We start from the raw sequence: 15,472 nt of genomic DNA, 5'->3' as shown, positions 1-15,472 counted from the left end.
GACACCACCGTGGTGATCCACCCGCTGACCGACAGCCGCCGTGTGCTGCCGCTGGAGAAGAAGGGCGAACTGGTGCAGGCCCACCCCGATTTCCAGTTGGTAATCTCCTACAACCCAGGCTACCAGAGCCTGATGAAGGACTTGAAACAGTCTACCAAGCAGCGTTTCGGCGCTCTGGATTTCAACTACCCTGAGCACGCCATTGAGGTCGAGATCGTTTCTCACGAAAGTGGTGTGTCTAACGACACGGCCGACAAGCTGGTGTCCATCGCCGAGCGGGCGCGCAACCTCAAGGGCCATGGGCTCGACGAGGGTATCTCCACGCGTATGCTGATCTACGCTGGCAACCTAATCGCTAAGGGTGTGGATCCCATGGCCGCCTGCCGTGTGACGCTGGTGCGCCCGATCACCGACGACTCAGACATGCGCGATGCACTGGATGCGGCGGTGACGACTTTCTTTTAGCCCAGTACGTATAGCGGTATTACAGAGCTTGACGGAGCAAAATGATGGCGGTCGAACTCGAAAAGTATCAGAACATATTGGACGAGCTCGGAGATCACGCTGGCGAGGTGCTGCGCGCGTCTTGGGGGGAGGCCTTGCGGATATTTAGCCCGCGTGGCCTAGAGACCTATCTGCGCGGCGCGGCCAGCCTAAAGTCGCTGGGGCGCGGCACCGACCTTGTGGTGTCCTATATCCAGAGTGCGCCAGCCGTGGCGCGCGAACTGGGTGAAGACGCCGTGAGCGATTTGCTGGCGGCTGCCATCAAGATGTATTCCAAAACCAGCGCCGCAGTGATCTCCCTGCTGTTTTCCTCTAGCCCCGTCGCTGCGGCGCGGCTGGGCGACCTGGATCTGTTCCGGGGCTATCTGCACCTGATCGACACCCTGCTGGCACAGGCACCGCGTGGTGTGCGCCCGATGCTGGATCACCTTGGTATCCTGCTCGGCCAACTGACGCTGGGTGGTCTGCGGCGCTGGGCGTTGTGGGGTGCGCAGGCGCACAAGACGGATTTCGAAGCCCAAACGAAGTATTTCTCCTTAGAAAGTCCGGAATCCATCGGTGTATTACAACAGGAGCGTAAAGGCACCCTGTTCATCGATGTGCAGCGGCGCATCGGCATGTATCTACGCGCCTTGTGGGGGCGCGATTTCTTCATGCGCCCCACCAGCGGCGATTTCGAGCAACGCGAGGGCTATCAGCCCTATATTGAGGGCTACATCATCCACTTGCCCGACGCCTATGATGACCTGGAGCTTCCTTCCGGCAAGATCGGCGGCGTGGAACTTTATCGCGCAGCCTGCGCTCACGCCGCGGCGCATCAGATGTATACCCGGGAAGCGCTTTCCGCCGAGGCGCTTACACCCCTGCAAATGTTGGTTATCGGCGCCATGGAAGACGCGCGTGTGGAACAACTGGCGATTAGTGCTTTCCCCGGCCTCGCACCTTTGTGGCAAAAACTCCATTTTGTCACGCCCGACCAGAACGCGAGCGTCGGCGATTATCTCAACCGTATCGCACGTGCGCTGCTGGACCCTGACTACGCCGATCCCGACCCGTTGATTGCCAAGGCCAGGCTGATGTTTGCCGAGCGGGCAAATCAGCTTGTGAGCAATCAGCTCGCGTGGGACTTGGGGGTGATGCTTGCCCACGATCTGGTGCAGTTGCGGCTGGTATACAGCCCGCATACCGATGTGCTCAGCGCGCCCTATCGCGACGACAACCGCCATCTGTGGGATTCCGCCGAAGTATCGGACTTTGAGCACGCGGTGCCGTGGCAGGACAAGCAGGTGCGCAAGCAGGTTAGTCTCATGGAATTCGTCAACGAGCTCGAGGTCGAGACCGCCGGCGACGACGCGCAAGAAATCTGGGTACTCTCCAGCGAGCTGTTCCCCTACGAAGACCTCGGCAAGAGCTACAACGAGCTGGAAGGCAAGGAACCACCGCCCCAGCCCTACCACTACGCCGAGTGGGACTACCAGATGCAACTGGATCGCCCGGACTGGTGCACGGTGTTGGAAAAGCACGCCAAAAGCGGTGGCCTGGAGATGATTGAACAGATCGTGACGAAGCACAAACCGATCGTCGGGCGGCTCAAGTTCCTGATCGAGGCCATGCAGCCCCAGGGGGTGCAGCGTCTGCGCAAGCAGGAGGACGGCGACGAGATCGACCTGAACGCGGCAATCCGCGCCATGATCGAGATGCGCATGGGCGAGCAGCCCGACCCGCGCATCATGATGCGCAATATCCGCAAGGTGCGCGATCTGTCGGTGCTGCTCCTGATCGACCTGTCCGAATCCACCAACGACCCGGTGCTGGGCTCGGAAAATACCGTGTTGCAGCTGGCGCGCGAGGCCACGGTGCTGCTCGCCGATGCCATGGATAAGATCGGCGACCCCTTCGCCATCCACGGATTCGATTCCAACGGCCGCCATGACGTGGAGTATTTTCGCTTCAAGGATTTTGACGCGCCATACAATGATAAGGCAAAGGCGCACTTGGCGGGCATGACCGGCCAGCTGTCCACGCGCATGGGGGCAGCGATGCGCCACGCTGGCTCGATACTGAAACGTCAGTCCAGCAACAAAAAGCTGCTGCTAGTGCTCACCGATGGCGAACCCGCCGACAACGACGTGCGCGACCCTCAGTACCTGCGTTACGACGCTAAGAAAGCGGTGGAAGATTTGACGCGCAACGGCATCGCCACTTATTGCCTGAGTCTCGATCCCAGGGCAGACGAATATGTGTCGCGTATTTTTGGTGCCAAGAACTACATGGTGGTGGACCACGTGCAGCGGTTGCCGGAGAAACTTCCGCTGCTTTATCTGGGGTTGACTCAATGAAGCCGGAAGCCTCGTCGAAATTTCGGTCGGGTGGCCGAACACTTTTGATTTGGACATGGGGAGTCGTCAGCGGAAAAGACTGCAGAAACTACGTCTATGGAACGTGCCCATATTTGCGCACTTTGAGGAGGACAGGATGCCTTTGATCGATATGACGGACATGTTGCACCACGCTTATCGCCACGGCTATGCGGTAGGCGCCTTCGGCGTGGCTGGCTGGGATATCCTGGAGGGGGTGATCGAGGCTGCCGAGCATCTGCGCGCGCCCGTCATCCTGAGTTTATCCAAATCGTATCCCGGAGCAGGTGGCATTGAATCCTTGGCCAAGGCCGTAATCGAAATGGGTCAGCGCGCCACTATTCCCGTGTCGTTCCAGGTCGAGGTGGACAACGACCCCCAATTGGCGGAGGGTGCGATTGGCACAGGGTGCGGCGGAGTGGTGTTCAACGCATCGTCCTGCCTGCTGCCGGAAAACGTTGCGCTAACCAAAAAAGTGGTCAATCTGGCTGCTCCACGCGGCGTACTGGTCGTGGGCCAATTGGGCCATTTGGAGAGCGTGCAACTCGATGATGCGGCAGAGTCTGCGGCGGGTTGCCCGACTTCCCCGCTCGAAGCCAAGCATTACGTCGAGCGAAGCGGGGTAGGCTGCTTGGCGGTATCTGTGAGCAGAATAAGCAGCGGAGGCTCCAAACATGATTTTCCCCGCCTCTCGAAAATTAACCAAGCTGTTGGCATCCCCCTGGCGATTCACGGCAGTGCAGGTTTCACCGATGATCAATTCCGACGTTTGATCCGCTCCGGCGCAGCCAAGGTCAATTACTGTGAACCGCTGTTCGAGGTTGCTGCACGACGTATTCGGGAAAACACGCTGGCCCCGGAGGGAGGATATGCCGGTCTGGTGGAGGGTGTCCGGGAAGCGATTCGTATCGAAGCAGAGCGCTGCATCCGGATATGGGGCTGCGGCGGTCGTGCGGCTGAGATCCTGACCCAGTGCCGCACTTGGACTCCTGCGGTGCCCGGTTTAGACCGCAAGTCCGCTGAAACGGAGGCTTCCAGGGCGTTCAACGATACGGGAAACGCGAAAGTGCTGTTTGCAAGGTCGCGTCCATGAAACCCCATGCAGCCCTTGCTACGAAGTGGCGGTGCTGAGGGATCATCACCTGTACCATGCCTACCTTTTTATCGCGCAGATGCCAAAGATGGTGCCAGTCCCGACCTTTCCCATCGGCGAGCCGGGTAGGGTGCCAGCGACGTAGAAATCTTTAGCCGGTGCAGAAGCATAATGTAATATTACGTTTATATAATACTATAAGATAATATTCACTATACTTAACTTAACTTAATTAAAATGAGCAGTTAAAGTGGTTTCAGTCCAGCGCATTCAAGGGCGGGGCATCCGGCCGACGTTATGTCCGGGCATCTTAATGAAGCAGTATTCCGGCTGGCTGGAAAGGAGTGTAACTGGTGAGGAGTTGGCGATGGACCCACTAGCGATCATCGTACCTTTCGTGCCTGCCCTCGCGGCATTGCTGATCTTTGCCGTCCTGCGGCATAGCAAGCCGGGTGCAGCCCGGCTCAGTGTGCTGGCCACCCTGGTTACCTTTTTGCTGTCTCTGATTCTGCTTGGCAATTATGTCGCAGTTGGGCTGCCCCGGGTGGAGTATATCGGCCAGATCTGGGGGAGCATCTGGCTTGATCCTTTGACCCTGATCATGTGGGCCTTCGTCTCTGGCATTAGTCTGCTGGTGCATATGTACTCGGTACGCTACATGATTGAGGAGCCCAATTATCCACGTTTCTTTGCCATGCTCGACTTGATGACGGCAACCATCCTCTTCATGGTTTCTGCTGCTGATCTCATCACCTTGCTCGTGGCCTGGTTCTTGGTCGGAGTGCTCCTCTATTTCCTGCTCGGTCACGATACCGACCGGCCCGCTTCTGGACGCTATGCCTTCTGGACGCAGATCACCTATCGGGTTGGCGATCTTCCCCTTTGGTTGGCTGCCTTCATCCTCTACAAGAGCTATCACAGTCTCGCCCTGCCAGTGATCTTCGCCCAAATCGCGGCGGCGCCCAACGCTGTCCAGATTTGGGGGATGACGGTACCGGCCTGGACAGGGATTCTCGTGGCGCTAGCGGCCTTTGCTCGCTCGGCGCAGTTTTTGCTGCACGGCTGGTTGCCCTACACCATGGATGGGCCGACCCCGGTCTCGGCCCTGATGCACGCCGGTATCGTCAATGCCGGTGGCTTTCTCTTCAACCGTTTCGCGCCGATCTTCGAGTACACAGGCCTTGCCCTGCACATTGCTTTCGTGGTGGGATTGATCACTGCCGTAGTCGGTTCGGCCCTGATGCTCATCCAGAATGACGTCAAGCGGTCCCTGGGCTATTCCACCATGGGGCAGATGGGTTTCATGGTCATGGAATGTGGCCTTGGGGCCTTTCCTTTGGCGGTTTTCCACCTCATTGCCCATGGCTTCTTCAAGGCCTCGCTCTTCCTCGGAGCGGGCAACGCCATTGGTGATGCCCGCGCTAATGACGGGGTGCCGCCGGACCCAATCTATGTCTACATCGTCGAACGGCGCCCGACTAAGCCTTTACGCCTGCCTTGGCTCACCGCTGCCGCACTGACCATCCTGGTGCCGGTGCTGGTGCTAAGTCTCTCGCACTTCTTTGTGGCCACGCACCTCTTTTTCGAGCAGGGCGTGATCGTACTGCTCTTCTTTGCCTGGGTCACAGGTGCGCAGGCTCTCTTTGCCGCCCACAAGATGACCCATACCAACCCATGGCAGCTCATGGGGGGGATTTTGGGCTCTTTCGTGCTGGTGGTGATTGGTTACACGCTGATCAGCCACTATTTTGCCAGATTCCTTTATTCGCATGAGGCCAGTCTTCGGCTCTACGCTTCGGCAAGCATCGGGATACTTTCCTACGAAGTTCTGATGATTATCCTCGCCCTGCTCTTCGTGGGTGGCTGGGTCTTGACCTTCTTTGGAGATGCGCAGAATTTGGGTGAGCGCATTAGCCAGCGCTGGCAGGGTGGTTATCTGGCCATTTACGCCCTACTGTCCCGGGAGCTCTACATCAACGATCTCTACGTGCGAGTGACGCAGCTCCTGCTTAGTGCTTCTCGTCGTCTCAACGTCTGGCTACGCTGGAGCTGAGGCCATGGAGTGGATCGTTTTGTTGCTTGCCGCCGTCCTGCTCCCGGTCTTCCCCTTGAGCTGGATATTCAATCGTCTGATAGGCTCAGCCCCCGGCCCGTGGGGGCGAGCCCTCGCCATCCTGGTGCTCCCGCAGCTGGGAGTTTTACTGCTCTACCACACAGGTCCCTTGGCCTTGCTCCTGCTACCCCTGTCGCTGCAGCGGATCTGGCTGATGCTGGTTCTCTTTACCAGCGTGTTTTACGCCTTTCGTGCCGTCAGTGCTCGGGAAATCAGTATTTGGTCGCGGCTCATGGCGAGCTCTGGCCTGACTTTGAGCTGGCTGCTGGTGGCCAATGGTGCCCAAGTGCACAGTGTCGCGCTTTTTGTCCTGGCCTTGTCTTTGCCCGCGGCCCTGCTGATGATCTGGGCGGGGATGCTCAGTGACCGCATGGGAGGAGCTTATCTGGGTCTGCAAGGTGGGCTGGCTACGGTTCTGCCACGTCTTTCGGCACTCATCACCCTCAGTGCCCTGGCCCTTGTGGCCACTCCGATCTTTCCGAGTTTTTTCGGACTCTTGCAGGTATTTCACCGGCTCGATCTTGCTTGGCTCTGGCCTTTGCTTCTGTTACTCCTTATTTGGGGCTGGTCCGCTGGCCGTTTCCTGCAGGACCTGCTTTTTGGTATCTATCGGGGTGAGCCCATGGTTGACCTGGGTCTGGGAATCACTTGGGCCGGGGCCGTGGTCCTGTTTTTCTTCGCATTGTCTGGACTGATTTGGAGTGGAGCATGGACAGGAATCTGACTTTGGGTGACCGGCTCAAGGTCCGGTCGATGATCTATGTGGCCAGCGAGCCGATCCCGCGTTTTTGGCCCATGCGCACCTTCATTCACCACAATCCCCTTTTCGGTCTGGAGCATTTGCCCTTCGAGGAGGCTGTAGAGGAGGGATGTCGCCTTTTTAATGGGCGCGGCTACCTACCTCGTCAGCACTATCAGGGCTACCGTCGAGAAGGAAAAGTGGATGACTCTGCTCTGCGGCGCTATGTGCGCCGCTTCGTTGAAGATCAGGCGGTGGATCTGCCAGGCATCGATGTCGATGCCTGGCTCTGGACACTGATCACAGAGTGTTCTGCAGAACGACTGATAGCCAGTCACGACTGGCTCGATGGCGAGGCCTTGGCGGCCGTCCTGCGGGGGCGCTCAGCGAAGCTCGACAGCAGAGTAGTAATCGAGGGGCTCCATACCCTTCTGGCCCGCAAGATCGCTCACGACGGGCCAGTTTACGCCAATGTGGATCGTCTCTTCGGTACGGACATCGGCAGTACCCTCAATGACCTGTTGGTAAAAAGCTGCCTCGACTTTTTTGACGAGGGGCAGTCGGCGTGGCAGGCCCCGGGGCGTGAGCAGGGCTTTTACTTTGCTTGGAAGAAAGTGGCATGGCGAAATGTTCGCTTCTTCCTGCGCGGACTGCATCTGCGTGAGCTGCTCGCATCTTCTGAGAGCCCCGAAGGAGTGATTGCCCAAATCCTCGTGCTCCTCAAGATCCCCGAGGAATCCTGGCAGAAGTACATCACTCGCCAGCTCACTCGCTTGCATGGCTGGGCTGGCTTCATCCGCTTTCGCAGCATGGCCAAGCACCACTACTGGGCCACGCGCTATCCGGCAGACCTCACGGATTTCCTGGCGGTGCGTATGGTGCTGGGTCTGGCCCTCTTACAGGAGGCGGCCCGACACCATGCTTGCCCGGGCGATGCCGAGGCCGTCCAGGACTTCGTCGAGCAGGACCCTTTCGCAGCCTATCTTCGGCTCGAACTATATGGCGGGACCATCATGCCCGGCTGGGCGCAGCGGGTGGATGATGCGCTCGCCCGCCGTTCGCAGCGGGGCTACGAAGGTCTGGCTCTGGACTACATTCAGGCCAAGCTGGTCCATGAAGCGCGACAGCAGGCCCAGGCCCTGCGGGAACTGGCGCGGCGGGTTTCTCCCACGGCCGAAGAGGCCCTGAAGACCCTGGATCCAACCCAAATTGAGCAGTTCCTGCAGATCTTGCGCAATTGGGAAAGGCGCGAAGGCTTTAACTGGCTGAAAGCGATGGAGTCCCACTACATCACCGATCTGGTGCGCAAGGTGCACCTGCCGGAGTCCAAACCGGAGAAGCGTCCCTTCGCTCAGGCCTTCTTCTGCATCGACGTTCGTTCCGAACCTATGCGCCGCCATCTGGAGGCCCTGGGGGATTACCAGACCCTCGGCATTGCCGGATTCTTTGGGGTGCCCATTGGCTACCTGGAATATGGCAAGGGTAGCGAAGTCCACCTCTGCCCAGCGGTGCAGACTCCGCGAAATCTCGTCGTCGAAATTACCGTCGAGCTGAATCTCGAGGAAGAACCTCTGTATGGGGCCCTGGAGCATGTACTGCACGACCTCAAATCCTCCGTGCTCTCGCCCTTCGTGGCGGTAGAGGCGGTGGGTCTACTCTTCAGTCTGGGGCTGATCGGCAAGACCGTGGCGCCGGTCACCTATCACGAGATCCACCAGCGCCTGCATGCCGAAAAGCCTTCCACCCGTCTGCTGGTGGACAAGCTCAATGCCGAGCAGGCTGACTCCATCATACGTGCGGTGCAGCGGGCGATGATCGTGCGGGCCTTGGGTAAGGAGCTGGGCGTGAGCCGCGATCGCGTTACCGATGACGAGGTTCGGGAGTTACGTGAGATTGTCTTGGGTCATCAGGAGGGGCAGAATTCCTTGGCTAGACGTCTGGGGCTTGCGGCTGCGGCAGAAGCGGAGTTCATCGAAAAGCTGCGCACGGTATATCGGGTGGATCGGCAGGAAACCAGCCTGCAGATGGAACGCATTGGGCGCCTCGGTTTCAGTATCGACGAGCAGGTGCGCTATGTCTCCCAGGCCCTGCTCTCGACTGGACTCAATCGCAATTTCTCGCGCTTCGTTCTGATGGTGGCCCATGAGAGTCAGACCCAGAACAACCCCTACGAGTCGGCTCTCGACTGTGGCGCCTGCGGTGGTGGTAAAGGGCTGCCCAATGCCCGGGTGATCTGCGCCATGGCCAACAAGCCCGAGGTACGGCGGCGCTTGGCGGAGAATGGCGTCGTTATCCCCGATGATACCTGGTTCCTGCCAGCCACCCATAACACTACCACGGACCAGATTGATCTCTACGATCTCGACCTCCTGCCCGCTCGGCACCTGCTCTATCTGGAGCGTTTGCGCAATGGTCTTGCGGCAGCAACCCGACGAACGGCGGCAGAGCGGATGCCAACCTTGGGAGCGACAGGCAAACTTGCCGAGGACCCCTACGCCGCGGCGGCCATGGCACGCCGCCGTGCCCACGATTGGTCGCAGGTGCGACCGGAGTGGGGTCTCTCCCGCAATCTCTATGGCATCATCGGTGGCCGGCATCTGACCGAGGGGGTAGACCTACAGGGCCGATCCTTCCTGCAATCCTACGATTATCGCCTTGACCCTAAGGGGCGCTTTCTCGAAAACATTCTGTCGGCACCAGTGGTGGTGGGCGAGTGGATCAACCTCGAGCATTATTTTTCGACGGTCGATGTCCATCACTTTGGTAGTGGGAGTAAGGCGTACCACAATGTGGCTGGGCGCTTTGGGGTGATGACCGGCAATCAGAGCGATCTGCGTACCGGTCTGCCCATCCAGTCCATATACAAGGATGGTAAGCCCTATCACGAGCCGGTGCGGCTCATCGCCCTGGTCGAGGCCCCGGCGCCTTTCGTCTTGGCCGCCGTAGGTCGCCTACCCAAGGTCAAGGCGCTAATCATGGGTGGCTGGCTGCGGGTCATAGTCCTCGACCCTGAGGATGACTACCGCGCCCTGGTGTTGGAAGATGGCGAATTTCAGGTCCACCCGGATTCGGGTCGGCAGCAGAGACTAACCCTTTTGGAGGCCAGTGCATGAATACCCTCAATCTCCATCCCTTGAAGAAGGTCGAAATCATTCTTGAAGGTGCCCATCGTGACTTTGCCACCGATCTCCTCGATCGGGCGGGGGTGAAGGGCTATTCGATCGTGGGCAACCTGTCGGGCAAAGGCAGCCACGGTATCTACGAGAGTCATTTGATGTTCAATGAGGACGATGTTCTCATCATGATCATTGTCGCCGTGCCCGAGGAACTCGTCTCGCCCATCCTCGAGGGTTTCACCCCCTTCTTCGAGAAGCATCAGGGGGTAATGTTCGTTTCTGATATCCAGGTGAGCCGTTTGGTCAAGTTCAAGAATTGCGCCCCGAATGGGCGCTGGCCGGTAACGCCGCCTTCATAGCCGTCACCGCGTACCCGTGCGGCAGCACAGAACTGGGAATACTGATAGACGCGCTGTTCGTCATGCGCTGCTACATACTCTTCCCATAAAAGTTGCAGAGTCATCCCCTTGCGCCGCATCTCCGTGTGGATGGCCGCAAAATCCGGCATCACTGGCGCCGTCACAGTGGCGGACCGATGGCTGGGGAAAAGCAGTGCTTCCAGTTTTGCCGGGTCCATTTCGGGAGGCAAAGGCCAAGAGATACTGGCCTGTTCGGCCTTCTGCAAATATTTGCCAATCGCTCCCTTAGAAAGACGGCAGGCCTGCGCAATTTGCCGCTGGCTGAGGCCTGCAGCATGTAAACGGATTACTTCTTGAATTGCCTTCATGGTCATCCTCGGTGTGGGCATCCTGGATCTCCTGTAAAAAGAGCCAAGGATGCTGTTTAAGCCAATGAATGACCAGAATGTTTTCTTTTCGCCAAGGGGAAACCGGGACACCGTTCCGGCATCGTGGGCACCGATTCCGGAAAATCCACAAAAGTGCCCACGATCAATCGTAACGGGTGCCCACCATCAATCAGAATCACTGCCCACGATGCCCCGGAATACGCACCAACGATCCTCTCGCGAGGAATCCCCATCAGCGCCTGGTTTGGATGAGGCACCTGCGGCCTTGATTTTCCCTTTGGCAGGCACCACTTTCAGCCTGCTTACATTCAACCGTTCGCTCTCTGCGCGAACCCCGTTACTTCATCAGGAGAGATAATGGCCGCCAGCAAGGAAACCATGCAATTTCAAACCGAGATCAATCAGCTATTGCAGTTGATGATCCATTCGCTTTACTCCAACAAAGAAATCTTTCTGCGCGAGTTGATCTCCAATGCCTCTGACGCCTGCGACAAGCTACGTTTCGAGGCATTGGCCGACCCTGCCCTTTTAACAGGTGACAGCGAACTCAAGGTCGAGGTGGACTTCGATCCCGAGGCCGGCACCATTACCGTGCGAGACAACGGTATTGGCATGAACCGCGACGAGGTGATTGCTAATATCGGCACTATCGCCAAATCCGGAACGCGAGAGTTCTTTGAACGCCTCAGCGGCGATCAGACCAAAGACGCCAAGCTGATCGGCCAGTTCGGAGTAGGTTTTTATTCGGCATTCATCGTTGCAGATAGCGTCAGCCTGAACACGCGTCGCGCCGGCATGGAGGCCGAGCATGGTGTTCGCTGGGAGTCGGACGGTACCGGAACCTACACCCTGGAAACCCTGGATCTGCCCGCGCGCGGTACCGAAATCGTCTTGCACCTGCGCGAGGAAGAACGCCAGGACCTGCTCAGCGCATGGCGCTTACGCAGCATCATCAACAAGTATTCGGATCACATACCCCTGTCGATCCGTATGCGCAAAATAGGCGAAGATGGCAAACCTGGTGACGAATGGGAAACGGTCAATAAGGCCTCCGCTCTCTGGCAACGATCCAAGTCCGAGATCAGCGACGACGAGTACAAGGAGTTTTATCGCTACGTCAGCCACGACTATGGCGACCCTCTGACCTGGAGCCACAACCATGTTGAAGGACGACTGGAATACACCTCCTTACTCTTCATTCCTGCCAAAGCACCCTTTGATCTCTGGGATCACAACCATTCCCACGGTATCAAGCTCTATGTGCAGCGCGTCTTCATCATGGACGATGCCGAGCAGCTCCTTCCCCGCTACCTGCGCTTTGTGCGCGGTGTGATCGATTCCAGCGATTTGCCTCTTAACGTCTCCCGCGAGATTCTGCAAGGTAACCGAGTCATTGATCAGATGCGCTCCGGTTCGGTGAAACGAATACTGAGTCTCCTCGAGGAAATGGCCGGGAAAGAGCCCGAAAAATATCAGACGTTTTGGAATGAATTCGGACGGGCACTTAAGGAAGGACCGGGCGAGGATTATAGCAACCGCGAACAGATCGCCAAGCTGCTACGCTTCGCCAGCACCCACACGGACACAGACACGCAAAATGTATCGCTGGCCGATTACCTCGCGCGTATGGCCGAGGGTCAAGACAAAATTTACTACATCACTGCGGACTCCTTCCTTGCCGCCAAGAACAGCCCGCAGTTGGAGTTGCTGCGCAAAAAAGGCATCGAAGTATTGCTGCTCAGCGATCGCGTAGATGAATGGCTGACCAGCCATCTGCCCGAATTTGAGGGTAAGGCACTGACATCCGTCGCCAAAGGTGCACTTGACCTGGGCGCCATTGAAACCGAAGAAGAACGCAAATCGCAGGAAGAAACGGAAAAGGGTGCTGAGGGTTTGGTGGAACGCATCAAAAATGCCTTGGGCGAGCGGGTGGAGGCTGTGCGCGTCTCCCATCGTCTGACCAGTTCTCCGGCCTGTATCGTCCTAGGCGAGCGGGACATGGCCCTGTACATGCAGCAACTGCTCAAGCAGGCCGGCCACGAAGTATCCAGCACCAAACCTGTCTTGGAGATCAACCCGACCCATCCCATGCTGGCACGCATAGAAGGCGAAAAAGACGATACGCGCTTCGCCGAATGGTCAGCACTGCTGCTGGATCAAGCAATTCTGGCTGAGGGGGGGCAATTAGAAGATCCTGCCGGTTTCGTCGCCCGCATCAATCAGTTGATGCTTGCGCTGGCAGGCTGAGCTTGCTTAACCAAAAACAGGAAATCCCCCGGCTCTGCCGGGGTGACAGTAGATGTTTGACGTATAGCGGAGTCCATCGGAGAACCGACGTTGCGAGCCGCCAAGCACACGACGAAGGAGGTACCGATGGACGAGGGATTGAGCCTAAGGCACAGCAGGTGGGGGTGCAGGTATCATATAGTGTTTATTCCGAAGTGCCAGCATAAGGTAAGGTGTTGTACGGTCAGTTACAGAATGATCTTGGGGAGGTATTTCGGGCCTTGGCCCAGCATAAGGAAAGCCGGATAGAAGTGGGACATCTGATGGTGGACCATGTCCGTATGCTGATTTCGATTCCGCCGATCGTGGGCAGTGATTCCGCTGATGGTCGGCAGCCGCTGCCAACCTGCCACTGGAAGTAAAGAGCACCCCGAGGGGGCAGAAAATCCGCGAGACGCCAGGATGAAACATTAAATTTTATGCCAAACCCGGAGAACAAAAAATCAATGGGTTACGGTGGTCCCCCGGTGTCAGGATGAAACTTTTTTGTCACTGAACACCATCGCCGAACTCCTCGCCCACGGTCAGGCGCTTATTGCCGCTGATCTCCCCGAGGCGGTGGGAACCCTCCTGCATCCCTATCTGCAGGGCGGGCGGGCCCCATCCCCCTCTGGAAGCTGTTGGCATTGGCCTACCGCCGTCAGGGCCGGTTTGAGGCCGTACGCAAGATACAGGAGATGATCGTCGAGACCCTCCCCGGTGATCTTCCGGCGCGCGACGATCTTGCCGACACCCTGCTTACCTTGGGGGACTTCGCGCGCGGATGGGAAGCGTACCGATACCGCTACCATCTGCCGCACACCACGGCCCTCGCCCGACACATCCAGGTCGCCCCCTGCTGGGACGGACGCCCGATTCCCGGCCAAACCCTGCTCATCCACGACGAACAGGGCTATGGCGATACTTTTCAGTTCATCCGCCTACTTCGTGCCGCGCAGAAACACAGCGAGGCGAAGATTCTGGTCAAGGTCAATCACGAGTCCCTCTCCTTGGTGCGCCGGGCTTATCCCGAGTTCCCGGCATGCAGAAAAAAAAGGCGTAACTAGCCAATGACACGGAAACTTGATTTGGATGATTTTCGTGCAGTCCGGAGAGTGTTGGAGCCGGAAGATTTTTCCATCAGTGACGACGGCCCAGAATCTGCCCCGACTGATCTGATTAGCGAAAATGTGTGGCACGAAATTATGACGCTCCCAGATGATGTCGCAGTTAGGACTACCAATCACCAAGGTAGTCGAATTGCGCATTTACATGCGTTGTGGAGTGACTGGATAGAGATGTTTCCTACTGAAGGAATATTGCTGGATGGCATGCTTGATGGAAGTGACGACTTGGCAGCTGCACTTTTTAATTTAACTCATGGCTATTACAAGCAAGCAGTAGCATCTCTAAGGAATTATCTAGAGGTGATGGTCTTTGCATGCGACTGTCATGTATCCAAGAATGGAGTTAAATGGTCAGCATGGAGATCCGGTAAAGAATTGGGGTTCAAAGACATATCCAAGAAGCTTGGACGACGTAGGGGCATCGACACCAAAGAGGAAATGGCTTTCAAAGAAATGGGGGTGTCACTGACCGGCAATATAGAAGAAAGAAAGAATAAAGACTGGCATGGGAACCTGTACGAGCGGCTCTGTCGGGGGTAATGCTCATCTTTGGAATAGCAATGGGCCAATCTACAGCGCAATGGGAATGCGGATATCATATCTCGGATACCTAGAAGCATATGCGATCGTCACCCTAATCACGAAACTGGCGTGGCCTGAGCTAGCGATTGGACGCGAATGTGCTATTCTATTTGAACCGACTTTAAATGCACAGTATGCGAATGAGCCATTCAACGAGCTGTGCAAAAAGTATGCATCAGATCTTCTTATTTAAATTGTTTGTACCAGGAGTAGGTGTCCGGTTCTGGCCGATATTACTCCTCCCCAAGCTGGGGGGGAATGACCGCTCCCGCTGCAAAATCGGCCATTATTCACCTTAATCAAGCTGCGTGGCGTTCAAGCACCTCATAACCGATGCAGGCCAGCCAAACGGTCTTTGGTATCGGCCGCGAGCCGTTTTTGTAATAGGCCATCATGCGCCGAGTCATACCGATGGCTTCTGCCGCATGAGTCAGACTGAGATTGTTCCGCTCCATCCACTGGATGAAGTCCTCACGCGTTGGTAATCCTGCCTGTTTCCTCCCCAGGGCATAGAGACGGTCTGCGCCCAGATCCAATCCGCCGGGCCAACTCAGACCGTCGCCCCAGTCATCTGCATGCCCCTGAGCGAAGAAGGCCGGATCATGAAGCGCGCAAAAGGGGTCTTCCTTCCGTGGCGGACCAATAAGATCCTTGAGATCCGTGGTAAACACTTCGCCGGTGGACCAATGGATTTCTATCTGGAACGGGCCAGTAATCGTCGCCGTTTCAATTCTGGGTGCTTGATTCATGGATTCAACCTCCGATATTCCGTCAACAGGACATCCCGATGCGCCTCAATCCAGGTCCGCACCGGTTCCAATCGCTTCC

At 57.2% G+C, this 15,472-nt stretch carries 12 protein-coding genes and 2 pseudogenes; 11 read left to right on the top strand and 3 right to left on the bottom strand.

Annotation, left to right across the window (positions count from 1 at the left end):
• The 7 genes from Q0C48_RS14170 to Q0C48_RS14140 form a co-directional block, all read left to right on the top strand.
• A partial coding sequence (locus tag Q0C48_RS14170; protein ID WP_291525449.1) for a CbbQ/NirQ/NorQ C-terminal domain-containing protein occupies window positions 1–465 on the top strand: 465 nt, incomplete at its 5' end.
• Between the two features lie 41 nt (window positions 466–506).
• Window positions 507–2,843: a nitric oxide reductase activation protein NorD gene (locus Q0C48_RS14165; RefSeq protein WP_291525447.1), complete on the top strand. Its 2,337-nt coding sequence runs from the start codon at window positions 507–509 to the stop codon at window positions 2,841–2,843.
• Window positions 2,844–2,979: 136 nt separating this feature from the next.
• Window positions 2,980–3,954, top strand: coding sequence for a class II fructose-bisphosphate aldolase (locus Q0C48_RS14160; RefSeq protein ID WP_291525445.1), 975 nt, complete (start codon window positions 2,980–2,982; stop codon window positions 3,952–3,954).
• 367 nt (window positions 3,955–4,321) lie between these two features.
• A complete protein-coding gene (locus tag Q0C48_RS14155; RefSeq protein ID WP_291525443.1) occupies window positions 4,322–6,007 on the top strand; it encodes a proton-conducting transporter membrane subunit in 1,686 nt (561 codons plus the stop codon).
• Between the two features lie 4 nt (window positions 6,008–6,011).
• On the top strand, window positions 6,012–6,791 hold the full coding sequence (locus tag Q0C48_RS14150) for a hypothetical protein (RefSeq protein ID WP_291525441.1): 780 nt from the start codon (window positions 6,012–6,014) through the stop codon (window positions 6,789–6,791).
• On the top strand, window positions 6,776–9,919 hold the full coding sequence (locus tag Q0C48_RS14145) for a DUF2309 domain-containing protein (RefSeq protein WP_291525439.1): 3,144 nt from the start codon (window positions 6,776–6,778) through the stop codon (window positions 9,917–9,919). Before Q0C48_RS14150 ends, Q0C48_RS14145 begins: the two co-directional genes overlap by 16 nt.
• On the top strand, window positions 9,916–10,281 hold the full coding sequence (locus Q0C48_RS14140) for a P-II family nitrogen regulator (RefSeq protein ID WP_291508199.1): 366 nt from the start codon (window positions 9,916–9,918) through the stop codon (window positions 10,279–10,281). Before Q0C48_RS14145 ends, Q0C48_RS14140 begins: the two co-directional genes overlap by 4 nt.
• A gap of 26 nt (window positions 10,282–10,307) precedes the next feature.
• On the opposite strand, the pseudogene Q0C48_RS14135 reads toward Q0C48_RS14140, so the two are convergent.
• Window positions 10,308–10,649 (bottom strand): annotated as a pseudogene (locus Q0C48_RS14135) (IS21 family transposase); the annotation flags it as partial.
• Window positions 10,650–11,027: 378 nt separating this feature from the next.
• Between Q0C48_RS14135 and htpG the strand changes: the two are divergent.
• Window positions 11,028–12,917 (top strand): molecular chaperone HtpG, encoded by a 1,890-nt coding sequence (gene htpG, locus Q0C48_RS14130; protein ID WP_291525437.1) that lies wholly within the window; start codon window positions 11,028–11,030, stop codon window positions 12,915–12,917.
• 126 nt (window positions 12,918–13,043) lie between these two features.
• Window positions 13,044–13,258, top strand: a pseudogene (gene tnpA, locus Q0C48_RS14125) (IS200/IS605 family transposase); the annotation flags it as partial.
• A gap of 187 nt (window positions 13,259–13,445) precedes the next feature.
• Here tnpA and Q0C48_RS14120 read toward each other — a convergent pair.
• A complete protein-coding gene (locus tag Q0C48_RS14120; protein WP_291525436.1) occupies window positions 13,446–13,583 on the bottom strand; it encodes a hypothetical protein in 138 nt (45 codons plus the stop codon).
• On the opposite strand from Q0C48_RS14120, the gene Q0C48_RS14115 reads away from it, so the two are divergent.
• Entirely contained in the window at window positions 13,577–14,002 is a 426-nt protein-coding gene (locus tag Q0C48_RS14115) for a hypothetical protein (RefSeq protein WP_291525434.1), read from the top strand. The genes Q0C48_RS14120 and Q0C48_RS14115 overlap by 7 nt on opposite strands.
• Window positions 14,003–14,023: 21 nt before the next feature.
• The gene (locus tag Q0C48_RS14110) at window positions 14,024–14,602 is read left to right on the top strand and encodes a hypothetical protein (protein WP_291525432.1); all 579 of its coding nucleotides are present in this window, start codon (window positions 14,024–14,026) and stop codon (window positions 14,600–14,602) included.
• Window positions 14,603–14,943: 341 nt separating this feature from the next.
• Here the strand turns inward: Q0C48_RS14110 and Q0C48_RS14105 are convergent, their stop codons facing one another.
• Window positions 14,944–15,393: a DUF2442 domain-containing protein gene (locus Q0C48_RS14105; protein ID WP_291525430.1), complete on the bottom strand. Its 450-nt coding sequence runs from the start codon at window positions 15,391–15,393 to the stop codon at window positions 14,944–14,946.
• Window positions 15,394–15,472: the final 79 nt, after the last annotated feature.

This window comes from Acidithiobacillus sp., assembly GCF_023255755.1.
Lineage (GTDB): Bacteria > Pseudomonadota > Gammaproteobacteria > Acidithiobacillales > Acidithiobacillaceae > Acidithiobacillus.
The sequence above is the reverse complement of the archived record's forward strand: the minus strand, read 5'-3'. Positions and strand labels throughout refer to the sequence as shown.